The sequence below is a fragment of the Mesorhizobium erdmanii genome, from assembly GCF_013170725.1.
Lineage (GTDB): Bacteria > Pseudomonadota > Alphaproteobacteria > Rhizobiales > Rhizobiaceae > Mesorhizobium > Mesorhizobium erdmanii.
The window spans coordinates 3,477,194-3,489,040 of record NZ_CP033361.1; the positions used below are offsets into that span (position 1 = coordinate 3,477,194).

Below are 11,847 nucleotides of genomic sequence, written 5' to 3' on the forward strand. Positions count from 1 at the left end.
ATGTGCCGAGTCTGAGACGGGTTTTCATACCCTTTGGGCCGATTGGGCGGCCACGTCTTTGCATCATGGCCGCCAGCGGCGCGATTCTCTAGCGGCAGAACCGGCCGGCATTGAGGCCAGAAGCACCTGTGTGCGGCTGACTTCGTCTTCTTCGCGTGCCGACGCGCTTCGGACGTTCAGTCGTCGAACAGATGCTGTAGCCGCGAGCGCAACCACTGGTGCGCGGGATCGCTTTCGCGTCGCTCGTGCCAGACCTGGGTGAATGGAAAGGCTGGGATTTCGAAAGGTGGGGCGAACACGCAAAGCCGTTCGTCCGGTGACGGCAGGATCCGGCTGGCGACGGTAAGCACCAGGTCGGTGTCGGCGATCAGGCGCGGCGCCACGCCCCAATGCGGGATGACGAGGCAGAGCCGCCGCGTGCGGCCCAATTCGGCCAGGGCCTTGTCGACCTCGCTCTGGCGCTCGGGCCGCAAATCGACCAGCGCATGCGGCCGTTCGAGATAGGTCGCCAGATCCATCGCCTGTCTGCCACCGAGGCTCGCCGCGTCGGCGAGACAGGCGAAGCGCTCGTCGAACAGGCGATGCGAGCGAACGGACCGATCCAGGCCGGGGAAGACGCCAAAGGCAAGATCGATCTCGCCGTCGATGATTTGCGAAACCATCACCTCGCGGCTCGCCTGGCTGACCACCAGATCGACTTGCGGCGCCTGCGCCCGCACGAGCGGCAGCAGGGCCGGCAGGATGACCGCCGCGCCATAGTCCGACATGGCGAGCCGAAACGTCCGGCGCGCCGTCGCCGGGTCGAAGCCAGCCGGCGCCAGAAGGTGCCGCATGCGATCGAGCGCCTCGGTGAGCGCAGGGGTGATTTCTATGGCGCGCGCAGTCGGCTCAAGGCCACCTTGCCGTCTGACCAGCAGCGGGTCGTCGAGAAGGTGGCGCAGCCTGGCGAGCGCATGGCTGACGGCGGGCTGGCTCTTGTTCAGTCGGATTGCCGCTCGCGAGACGTGGCGTTCGGCCAGCAAGGCCTCGAGCACGACGAGCAGGTTCAGGTCGATACCGGCGAGATTATTCATTTCATGCATATTGATCGTACGAAAATCGAATTTCAATACGAAAACCTGATGGTCTAATCCGGCATGATCGATAAGGAGACAATCTCATGCCCAGCAGCTTTTCCTTTCTTGTCGCCGCCTTGCTGGCCGGGGGCGTGGTGCCCTTCCAGGCAGGAGCAAACGCAATGCTTGGCCGCCTGCTTGGCCATCCGCTCTGGGCTACTTTGGTCTCGCTGGGCGTCAGCGCCGTGTTGATCGTCCCGGTCATGATCGCCTTCAGGCTGCCGGTCCCCTCTGTCGGGATGGCGCTCAAAGGTCCGTGGTGGGTGTGGATCGGCGGCGCGGCTGGCGTGGTCTACATCACGGCCGCACTGCTTCTGGCGCCCAGGCTCGGCGCTGCCAGCTTCATCGTTGCCGTCATTGCCGGCCAGATGGCCGCGTCGCTGCTCATTGATCACTTCGCCTTGATGGGCTTTGCCCATCGGCCCGCGACAACAGCTCGTTTGGCCGGACTTGCGCTGATCATCGGCGGCCTCGTCGTGACGCAATGGGCAAGCACGATTGCGCCAAAGCCGGCCCAATCCGACTTCAATCAGAGCCAAAAAGGAGACAGTGAATGAAACCTCATCTCGTCCTGCGTGTGGCGCGCCCGACGAACGACCTGGCGGCCGTCATCCATTTCTACCGGGATGGTCTCGGTCTTCAGGAGCTGTTTCGCTTCAGTGACCACGATGGCTTCGATGGCGTCATGCTCGGGCTGCCCGGCGAGGCCTATCATTTCGAATTCACCCACGCCCATGGTCACGATGCCGGCAGGGCACCCACGGCGGACAATCTGGTCGTCTTCTACATGCCGGACCGTGACGCCTGGGAAGCGGCCATCCAGCGCATGAAAAGCCAAGGCTACGCCACCGTGGCGTCCTTCAATCCCTATTGGGACAGGCAGGGCGTAACCTTCGAGGATTGCGACGGCTATCGCGTTGTGCTGCAGAACGCCGACTGGCACGTCGTTGCGCAGCAATCCTAGTCTAGCCGGGCGAGGTGACCTATTGCACCTCGTAGCCGACTTCCTCGCTGGCATGGCAAAGCGCCTTCCAGAATGAACGCGCGAAGGAGCGGAAGACATAGATGTCGAACTGGTCGGCGCCGGTGCGCTGGATCTGGGCGAAGACGTCGTGATGGGCGGTCGAGCGGCCAGCGCCGACCGGGAAGGCCGGCAGCGCGAAGTCGATGGCGAAGAATTTCGCCAGCACCCATTCAGCCTTCGGTCCGGCGATACGGATGGCGGTGCGGCCATGCGACAGGTCGGTCACAGTGCCGATTTCCGGCGTCACCGCCTTGGCAAAAGCCGCCGCGAGCCCTTCGGCGTCATCGGCCACGGTGAACTTTCCCGGCGCGAAGCCGAAAACCGATTTGACGCCGTCGCTCACGCCACCCCCGGCACCGTCGGGCAGCGCAAGCCCGGTGACGGTGTGGATGGCCGCGATCAGTCTCTTCTCTTCGCCCGGCCAGGCGGCGAGCTGCACGATCGAGCCTGGCCGCGTTTCGGTCAGGAGGATCTCGACGCCATGCTCGAAATTGCCATGCGAGCCGACATGAAATTCCGGCTCGAGAGGGGATTGGCGCTCAACCATGCATGCGGGTCCCTTCCGGATCGTAGAAATGGTTGGAGACGATCTCGACCGGCCCGAAGCGGTTGCGCAAGGGATCGGAAACATGGGCGCGGGTGCCATGCCTTGCCTTGCCGCCCTCGACCAGGGCCAGTGCGATGTGCTTGCCGAGCGCCGGCGAATAGCAGCAGGCGGTGATGTGCCCGATCGAGCCGTGCGGATTGGCTTCGTCCAATGCCTCGACAATGTGCGCGCCGCCGTTGAGCGGCCGGTTGTCGAGCGCGATCAGGCCGACCAGCTCCAGCCGGTCGGACGCGATCAGGCCTTCGCGATCCATCATTGCCGAGCCGATGAACGGCTTCTTCTTCGACAGCATCCAGTCGAGATGCAGGTCCCGCGCCGTGGTGCGGCCGTCGATCTCGGCGCCGGTAACGTGGCCCTTTTCGATGCGCATCGTGCCCAAAGCCTCGAGTCCGTAGGTGACCAGCCCGAACGGCTTGCCGGCTTCGACCAGCGCTTCCCAGACATGGGTGCCATGACCGGCGCCGGAATAGACCTCGAAGGCCATCTCACCGGAGAAGGAAAGCCGGCATATCATCACCGGCACGCCGGCAATTTCGCCACGCACGATGCCCATGAAGGGCAGTGTCGCATTGTCGACAGCGGTGCCGGTGACACAGGCGGCGAGGATCTGCCTGGCCTTCGGCCCGCCGATCGCCGCCCCCGCCCATTCGTCGGTGACCGAGGTGACGTGGACTTTCAGCTCCGGCCAGATCACGTCGAGGAAGTATTCCAAATGCTGCATCACCTTGCCGGCATTGGCGGTGGTGGTGGTCATCAGGAAGTCCTGTTCGCCAAGGCGCCAGGTGGTGCCGTCGTCGAAGGCAAGGCCGTCCTCGCGCAGCATCAGCCCGTAACGCGCCTTGCCGACGGCGAGCGTCGAAAACATGTTGGTGTAGACGCGGTCGAGGAAGGCGGCGGCGTCAGGGCCTTGCACGGCGATCTTGCCGAGCGTCGAGACATCGACAATCCCCGCGCTTTCGCGAGTCGCCTTGGCTTCGCGTACATAGGCCTGTTCGACCGTTTCGCCTGCATGGCCATAGATCATCGGCCTGTACCAGAGGCCGGCGGAGTACATGGTCGCGCCATTGGCGAGGTGCCAGTCATGCATCGGCGTCAGCCGTTCCGGCCTCAGGTCGCCAAAGCGCTCCGCCGCCAGCGAACCGATCGATACCGGCGCGAAGGGTGGCCGGAAGCGGGTCGTGCCGACTTCGGGGATCGGCTTGCCCAGCGCCTCGGCCATGATGGCAAGGCCGGGGACATTGGAGCTCTTGCCCTGGTCGGTCGCCATGCCGAGCGTGGTGTAGCGCTTCAGGTGCTCGACCGAGACAAAACCTTCGCGATGCGCCAGGCGGACATCTTCCGATGTCACGTCATGCTGGAAATCGACAAAGCTCTTGCCCTTGGCCCTGATCTCGAAGACGGGCGCCGGATCGGGATCGCCTGCTACCGCTTCGACAGTTGGCAATGCCGCCGGCGTGCCTGTTCCACCGGCCGCCGCAAGGCCGGCGGCACGGCCTTCGGCGATCGCCTCGACGGTGGAAAAACTGCCGGTAAAGGCGCCGGCGCCGATCCATTGTTGCGTCGGCTTGGGTGGCAGAAAGGCTTGCCGTGCGGCATTCCATTCCGCCTTGGCGCCTGCCTGGCTGGCGAGATGGATGGTCGGCGACCAGCCCCCGGACATCAGCAGGCAGTCGGCATGGATGCTGCGCTCTTCGCCGGTGAGCGCCCCGGTGACCATGTCGAAACGCTGGACCTTGATGCCGGACAGCGCCTTGCCGCCTTCGGTGGCGACGACGGCGTGACCGGCAAAGATTTCGGCCTCGGCTTCGGTGGCGAGCTTGCGCATCTCCGCTGAAAGCTCGGACCTGACGTCGGCGATGGCGACAATCGCGGCGCCGGCTTTCTTAAGAGCGATGGCCGCGCGATAGGCGCTGTCATTGTTGGTGAACAGCGCAATCCGCTCGCCGGGCAGCACGCCGAACTCGTTGGCGTAGCGCTCAGCGGCATGGGCCAGCATCACGCCCGGCCTGTCATTGCCCGGGAAGACCAGAGGCCGCTCGAAGGCGCCGGTGGCCAGCACCACGGATTTGGCGCGGATTGCCCAGTAGCGATGGCGCGGCTCCCCCTTGGCGGGCTGCTCCTTGTGGTCGCTGACCCGTTCCAACGCGGCAAGCGTGTTGTTATCGTAATAGCCCCACACCGTGGTGCGCGGCAGAAGCCGGACATTGTCGCGGCCTTCGAGCTGGGTGACGGTGCGCCGCGCCCAATCGGCCGCCGGCGCGCCATCGATTGTTTCATCCGACCAGTTGGTCGAGCCGCCGAAACGCGGCTCGAGATCGGCCAGGATGACGCGGGCGCCCTGATCGGCGGCGGCCTTGGCAGCCATCAGGCCGGCAGGACCGGAGCCGACCACAAGCACGTCGCAGAAGGCATTCATGCGCTCGTAGCGGGCCGGGTCCCTGGCCGATCCGGCGCTGCCGAGACCGGCTGCGCGGCGTATGAAATGCTCGCAGAACATCCAGAAACGCGTGCCTTTCAGCGGACCGATCACCGGCCCCATGAAGGTCTTGTAGTAGAAGCCGGCGGACAGGATCTTGCCGCCGAGCTGGTTGACGGCGTTGATGTCCCAGGCGAGCGAGGGAAAGCGGTTCTGGCTGATTGCGACCAGCCCGTCATGGATTTCGACCATGGTCGCCGGAATGTTGGGTTCTCGCACCTCGCCCTTCAGCACCGTCACCAGTGCGTTGGGTTCCTCGACGCCCGCCGTGAGAAGGCCGCGCGGGCGATGGTATTTGAACGACCGCCCGAAAAGCGTGACGCCCTTGGCCAATAGCGCGGAGGCCAGCGTGTCGCCGGCATGGCCGGTATAGGCAACGCCGTCGAAGGTGAAGCGGATCGTCTTCAGCCTGTCGATGCGGCCGCCAGTGTCGGTGCGGCGCGGGCTCATGCCTTGTCCTCCGCCTTGCGGCGCGCGGTCGAGCCATGATCGCCGCGTACGAAGGCGACGCTCAAAATCTCATGCGTCAGCGTGTTGCGTACGACCCTCAGATGCGCGCGGCAACCCCCGGAATGCTGCCAGATCTCATTGTGGTCGCCGGCCGGGTTCAGCCGGTCGTAGACATAGGCGTTCCATGCTTCGAAATTCTGCGAGGCGGGATCGGGGCGCTCGCGGTTGCCGTCACCCTGATAGGTGAACTCGATGACGTCGCGCGGGCCGCAATAGGGGCAAGTGATCAGCACAGGACTATGTCTTTCTATTTGACCATGATCTTGTCGGAAAACCGGTAGCCACTTTTCCGGATCATGGTCTAATGGAGCCGCGGGTTGGCGCCCTGGCCCTTGTCGTCGATGACGAGGCCGCGGTGGAAGCGGTCGAGCGTGAAGGGCGCGTTGAACTCGTGCGGCTCGTCCTTGGCGATGGTCCAGGCGAAGGTCCATCCCGAAGCCGGCGTCGCCTTGAAGCCGCCATAGCACCAGCCGCAATTGAGATACATGCCGGGCAGGGGGCCGGCGGTGATGATCGGCGAGCCGTCCATCGACATGTCGCACACACCACCCCAGGAGCGCAGCATGCGCACACGCGCAAGGCCCGGGAACAGCGCCAGCATCTCGCTCATCACCTCGTCGACGATGGGCAGGTTGCCGCGTTGGGCGTAGCTGTTGTAGCCGTCGATATCGCCGCCATAGACAAGGCCGCCTTTGTCGGACTGCGACATGTAGAAATGCCCCATGCCGAAGGTCACCACCGTGTCGATGAAGGGTTTTAGCGATTCGGTGACGAAGGCTTGCAGCACATGGCTCTCGATCGGCATCGTCGCGATACCGGCAAGCTGCATGACGCGCCCGGTGCTGCCAGCTACCGCGACCGCGACCTTCCTGGCCCGGATGTCGCCACGTGAGGTGGTGACGCCGGTGACGCGGTCGCCATCGCGCAGGAAGCCGGTGACCTCGCAATTCTCGATGATGTCGACGCCGCGCCGGTCGGCGCCGCGCGCATAACCCCAGGCCACGGCATCGTGGCGGGCGGTGCCGGCGCGCCGCTGCATCAGGCCGCCGACCACGGGAAAGCGTGCGTTGCTGGAGATGTCGAGTGCCGGGATCAGGCGCTTGATCTCGGCCGGCGTCATCAATTCGGCGTCGACGCCGAGATGGCGCATGGCGTTACCGCGCCTGGCATAATCGTCGAACTGGGCCGGCGTGTGCGCCAGGTTCAGGCAGCCGCGCTGCGAGAACATGACGTTGTAATTGAGTTCGTGCGACAGGCCCTCCCACAACTTCATCGAATGTTCGTAGAAGCGGGTGTTGGCGGGCAGCAGATAGTTCGAGCGCACGGCCGTGGTGTTGCGGCCGACATTGCCGGAGCCGAGCCAGCCCTTTTCCAGTACGGCGACATTGGTGATGCCGTGTTCCTTGGCCAGATAATAGGCCGTCGCCAGCCCATGCCCGCCGCCGCCGATGATGATGACGTCATAGGATGCCTTCGGGTCCGGCTTGCGCCAGGCCGGTTTCCAGTCCTTGTTTCCCTTGAGCGCGTTCGCGAGCAGCGAAAAGGCCGAGTACTCTGCCATCATTGTCATCCGGTTCGGGCGATGCGGCAGACTATAGAGCAGGCCGCATGCGCAAAGCCAATATTGCGCCATGGCCTTTCGACTGGCCGACGCTCGGATCGCGATCCAAGCGCGATCGGATGCGACGGCTTGCCCCACGATATGGCCGTCTTTATCAAGGACAGGCTTTTGAATGCCTTGCCGCCCGTGAGTCGCCAATACGTCATGCTTTTGAGATTGCTTCGCCTCATCCTGGTCTTTGCGCTCGTTGTTTCGGCGTCGCCTTCGTTCGAGGCGATGGCGCAAGCGCTCGGCCAGGGCGCCGCCGGATTGGTCACCGACCAGCAGAAAGTCATCCAGGGCCTGACGGCCAAGACCGACGACCTCGAGAAGAAGATACAGCAGGACGGCGAGGATGATGCCTCGCTCGTGGATATCCGCCTGCAACTGGAGGATCTGTCGCGGGCGGCACTGACCAGTGCGCTGGCGTTCCGTACGCGGCTCACCGACATCAACAATCGCATCGAGGTGCTTGGGCCGCCGCCAGCAGCGGGCCAGCCGCAAGAGCCCGACATCGTGACCGGCGAGCGCCAGGCGCTTGCCTCGGAAAAGGCCGAGATCAATTCGGTCGTCGCCAGCGCACAGAACCTGTCGATCCGCATCAGCGGGCTGATCGACAGGATCGGCAATATGCGCAGCGCTTTGTTCCGCAACCTTTTGACCAAGCGCTACGTGTTGTCCGATGCGCTGAGCCCGCAGGTCTTTTCCGACGCCCAGGAGGAATACGCCAGTTTCTACAATGCGGTGTCGTCCTGGCTGAGCTTCGCCTTCAAGTTCAAGTTCCAAGCCATCCTCGCGGCAACCTTCGTGGCGCTCGGGCTGGCGCTGGTGCTGCTGGTCGGCGGTAGGCGGCTGTTCGGGCGCGTGTTCGAAGCGGACCCCGCCAACGAAGACCCGTCGTATCTCAGCCGCCTTTCGGTGGCCTTCTGGTCGACCTTGCTGCCGACGCTGGCGGTCGCCGCGTTTCTCGGCTCCACCATCTTCTTTTTCAACTATTACAACGTTTTGCGTGGCGATATTGGTCTGTTTCTCAACGCGCTGGCGACGGCCATCGGGGTGATATTCTGCGTCAACCGGCTGACCAATGCGGCGCTGGAGCCGCGGCTGCCGAACTGGCGCCTGATCCCAGTTGAAACCGTGCCGGCGCGCTGGTTGGTGCGCCTTGCCACCGCCATGGCTGTAGTCATCTCCGTCAACACGTTCCTGTCGATCATCAATGACAAGATGGGATCGCCGCTGTCGCTGACCATCGCGCGCAGTTTCGTCGCCACCATCGTCGTCGGCATCATCCTGATCCTGATGGCGATGTTGCGGCCGTTCAAGGCGCGGGACGGCAGCTGGCGGCCATGGCCGGCATGGCTGCGCTATTTGGCGCTGGCGCTTGGCCTGTTCACCATCATCGCCGCCTTGCTTGGCTATATCGGCCTGGCGCTGTTCGTTTCGCTGCAGGTCGTGGTCACCGGCACGGCGCTGATCACCGCCTATATCGGCTTCCTCTCGGCGCGTGCCATCGGCGAGGAAGGCGCGTTCGCCAACACGTCCGTCGGGCGCTGGCTATCGGCCAATTCCAGCTACGAGGACACCGCACTCGACCAGCTCGGCCTCGTCGTCAGCGTTGCCATCAACCTGTTGATCGTGCTGGTTTTCCTGCCGCTTATCCTTTTGATGTGGGGTTTCCAGCCGGGCGATATCCAGGCCTGGGCCTACAAGCTGGCGACCGGGATCGCCATCGGCTCGGTGACGATTTCGGTCACCGGTATCCTTTCGGGCATCGTCGTCTTCATCATCGGCTATTTCCTGACGCGCTGGTTCCAGGGCTGGCTCGATGGCTCGGTGATGGCGCGCGGCAAGGTCGATACCGGTGTGCGCAACTCGATCCGGCTGGCGGTCGGCTATGCCGGCGTGGCGCTGGCGGGGCTGGTTGGCATCTCGGCGGCGGGCATCGATCTTTCCAGCCTTGCGCTGGTCGCCGGTGCCCTCTCTCTCGGTATCGGCTTTGGCCTGCAGAATGTGGTGTCTAATTTCGTCTCCGGCCTGATCCTTTTGGCCGAGCGGCCGTTCAAGGTCGGTGACTGGATCGTCGCCGGCGACGTCAGCGGCACGGTCAAGAAGATCAGCGTGCGCGCCACCGAGATCGAGACGTTCCAGCGGCAGTCGGTGATCCTGCCCAATTCGAACCTGATCAACAACGCCGTCGGCAACTGGACCCACCGCAACAAGCTTGGCCGTGTCGAGATCAGGGTCGGCGTCGCCTATGGCAGCGACGTCAAGCAGGTGCACGCCATCCTGCTCGAGATCGCGCGCAGCCATCCGATGGTGCTGAAGAACCCCGAGCCTTTCGTGCTGTTTGCCAATTTTGGCGCGGCCGCGCTGGAATTCGAAATCCGCGTGTTCCTGGCCGACATCATGAACGGCAGTGGCGTGCAGAACGACATCCGCTTCGCCGTACTGGAAAAATTCAGCGACCAGCACATCGAAATCCCCTCGACGCCGCGCGCCGTCGTCGAGGTGTACAAGCCCAAGGCCTGGCCGACCGACGATGACAAGATCGAGGCCGACTTCGCCGAACAGGAGCAGGCGAAGGCGGACGCCGCGGCCGAGGCGAAAAAGCTCACCAAAGCGGGGCGGAAGCCGCGTAAGCCCGATCCACATTAGGCTGGTTGGCGGCCCTCGATCAGGGCGGCCAATGCCGTACGCAGATCGGTCTTGCCGCGCCTGATCTCGCCGACGCCGTGTTCGATGTCGATGCGGCCGGCATTGTGAGCATCGAACATCGTCGCCACCAGTTCGGCGTAACTCGCGCTGATGCCGCCGCCGACGAGCGCGGGAACCCAGTCCTGCCTCGGCAATTGGCGTGCGACGATCTCCCGGCCGGCTATCTCGCCAATCGTCCGCGCCACATCGGTTGCGCTGTAACGATCGGGTCCCTCGGCATGGACCACGCGCAGCGCCTCGCCGCTGCCGGAAAGGAGAAGATCGGCCGACAACAGGCCGACATCGCCGGCCGACACCGTCGGGAACAGTTTGGAGATGGGATGATGCAAGCTCGGCAGCACGCCGGTCTGGATCGCGCGGCCGACCAGCCGGTTCCAGTTCTGCATGTGCTCGGCTGAGCGCAGCACCGTGAGCGCCGCCGGTATGGTCTTCAGTTGCGATTCCAGATGATGGAAGGCGAGCGTGATGCCGGTGCCGGCGGCGAGCTCGGCGCCATAGTCCGAGATCGCCAGAATGCTCTGCGGCCGGGTCTGACCGAGTGCGTCGACGACGGATTTGATGGTGTCGTCCATCTCCGCCGATGCATCTTCGGCCCGGACACCGGTCGGGCAGATGACTTGGACGGCGGTGGCGCCCTTTGTTGCCCGCGCCAAGGCCGCGGCGTCGCGCAGATCGGCAATTTCCACCTCGCAGCCGAGGACACGGAACTCTTCGCCGCGCGAGGAATTTCGTACCACGGCTCTGACCGGAACGTCATGTCTACGCAGCGCACCGATAGTGGCCCGTCCGATTTTTCCTGCCGCACCCAAAATGACAAACATGCCCTTATCCTTCATGCTCAACAAGGGAGGTCAGGAATGCCGGATCCGAGGGCTGAGGTCGCCCAGATATGGACGGTGGAAGACAAAAACGGATGATCGGTTCTGAAAACTGACAAACCTGGGAAAAAAATGCCGGACAGCCGGCTAGCGCCGCATGCGGATCAGGACGCCCGGCGTGACGCCGAGGATGCGCTTCATGCTTTGGGCCATATGGCTCTGATGTGCGAAACCTGCTTCGAGCGCGATTTCGCTCAGCGGCATTTTCCCCTGGTGCAGCAACGTTTTGGCCCGCTCGACCCGGCGATGGATGACATATCGGTGGGGCGGCATGCCGAAGGTGCGGCGAAACAGCACTTTCAGATGCGAGACACTAATGGCTGCCACCTGCGCCAGTTCATCCAGCGAAAGATCCTGATCGAGCTTGGCTTCGATGAAATCTGCCAGCCGGTGCTTCTGGCCGGGGGAAAGCGCTTGCATGGCTCGAACGTCCGGTCTTGATGCAGCACCCTGGATGACCCGCACCGCCAACGCCCTGGCGAGGCTTTCGAAATACACCCGGTCGGATGGCACGTCCGGGCTCAGCCCGGTCGCCAATGCACGGGCGATATGTTCGATCCTTGGGTCGCGGCGCTGGAACTGCGGACGAATAACGACCCGGTCCGGATCGATTTCGAGATCCTCGGCGGCACGGCGGATCAGCGCCGGGCTGACCCACAGTCGCAGGATGGTGCAATCCGCGTCATCCTGCCAGTCGCCATCGAGCCCGGCGGGCACGATGTCGATGTCGCCGTCCGACTGAACCCGACGGTGATGTTTGCCGTCGCAGTTGCACGACGCATTGACTGCTGCTCCAACATGGACTCCAAGCCGATGGTTGATGGATGCGGGCACATAGTGGGTTACACCTGCGGTAATCCTTCGCGACTCAACCGCAACGCCGATCGTTTCCAGCCAGTTGTCGTGCATGGTCATTTCTTCG

General features: G+C 63.8%; 10 protein-coding genes. 3 read left to right on the forward strand and 7 right to left on the reverse strand.

What is annotated here, in order from left to right; translation table 11 throughout:
• Positions 1-176: 176 nt before the first annotated feature.
• Positions 177-1,073, reverse strand: coding sequence for a LysR family transcriptional regulator (locus tag EB233_RS16840; RefSeq protein WP_064988804.1), 897 nt, complete (start codon positions 1,071-1,073; stop codon positions 177-179).
• 86 nt (positions 1,074-1,159) lie between these two features.
• On the opposite strand from EB233_RS16840, the gene EB233_RS16845 reads away from it, so the two are divergent.
• Together EB233_RS16845 and EB233_RS16850 are read left to right on the forward strand one after the other, a co-directional pair.
• Complete coding sequence (locus EB233_RS16845; RefSeq protein ID WP_064988324.1) at positions 1,160-1,672, forward strand: DMT family transporter; 513 nt, start codon at positions 1,160-1,162, stop codon at positions 1,670-1,672.
• Positions 1,669-2,079, forward strand: coding sequence for a VOC family protein (locus EB233_RS16850; RefSeq protein WP_064988325.1), 411 nt, complete (start codon positions 1,669-1,671; stop codon positions 2,077-2,079). Before EB233_RS16845 ends, EB233_RS16850 begins: the two co-directional genes overlap by 4 nt.
• 19 nt (positions 2,080-2,098) lie before the next feature.
• Here the strand turns inward: EB233_RS16850 and EB233_RS16855 are convergent, their stop codons facing one another.
• The 4 genes from EB233_RS16855 to EB233_RS16870 all read right to left on the reverse strand — a co-directional run bounded on the left by EB233_RS16855 (position 2,099) and on the right by EB233_RS16870 (position 7,293).
• A complete protein-coding gene (locus EB233_RS16855; protein ID WP_064988326.1) occupies positions 2,099-2,686 on the reverse strand; it encodes a sarcosine oxidase subunit gamma in 588 nt (195 codons plus the stop codon).
• A complete protein-coding gene (locus tag EB233_RS16860; RefSeq protein WP_064988327.1) occupies positions 2,679-5,672 on the reverse strand; it encodes a sarcosine oxidase subunit alpha in 2,994 nt (997 codons plus the stop codon). Before EB233_RS16860 ends, EB233_RS16855 begins: the two co-directional genes overlap by 8 nt.
• Positions 5,669-5,965: a sarcosine oxidase subunit delta gene (locus EB233_RS16865; RefSeq protein ID WP_064988328.1), complete on the reverse strand. Its 297-nt coding sequence runs from the start codon at positions 5,963-5,965 to the stop codon at positions 5,669-5,671. The genes EB233_RS16860 and EB233_RS16865 overlap by 4 nt, the downstream gene beginning before the upstream one ends.
• Positions 5,966-6,033: 68 nt before the next feature.
• Complete coding sequence (locus EB233_RS16870; protein ID WP_064988805.1) at positions 6,034-7,293, reverse strand: sarcosine oxidase subunit beta; 1,260 nt, start codon at positions 7,291-7,293, stop codon at positions 6,034-6,036.
• A 204-nt stretch (positions 7,294-7,497) separates the two neighbouring features.
• Between EB233_RS16870 and EB233_RS16875 the strand changes: the two genes are divergently transcribed.
• Positions 7,498-9,987, forward strand: a complete 2,490-nt coding sequence (locus EB233_RS16875) for a mechanosensitive ion channel family protein (protein WP_027051310.1) — start codon at positions 7,498-7,500, stop codon at positions 9,985-9,987.
• Here the strand turns inward: EB233_RS16875 and EB233_RS16880 are convergent.
• Both EB233_RS16880 and EB233_RS16885 read right to left on the reverse strand, forming a co-directional pair.
• Entirely contained in the window at positions 9,984-10,868 is an 885-nt protein-coding gene (locus EB233_RS16880) for an NAD(P)H-binding protein (RefSeq protein ID WP_064988806.1), read from the reverse strand. The two genes, EB233_RS16875 and EB233_RS16880, sit on opposite strands and share 4 nt — an antisense overlap.
• Positions 10,869-11,012: 144 nt before the next feature.
• Positions 11,013-11,834 carry a helix-turn-helix domain-containing protein gene (locus EB233_RS16885; protein ID WP_064988807.1) on the reverse strand — a complete coding sequence of 274 codons (822 nt, stop codon included), beginning with the start codon at positions 11,832-11,834 and terminating at the stop codon, positions 11,013-11,015.
• Positions 11,835-11,847: the final 13 nt, after the last annotated feature.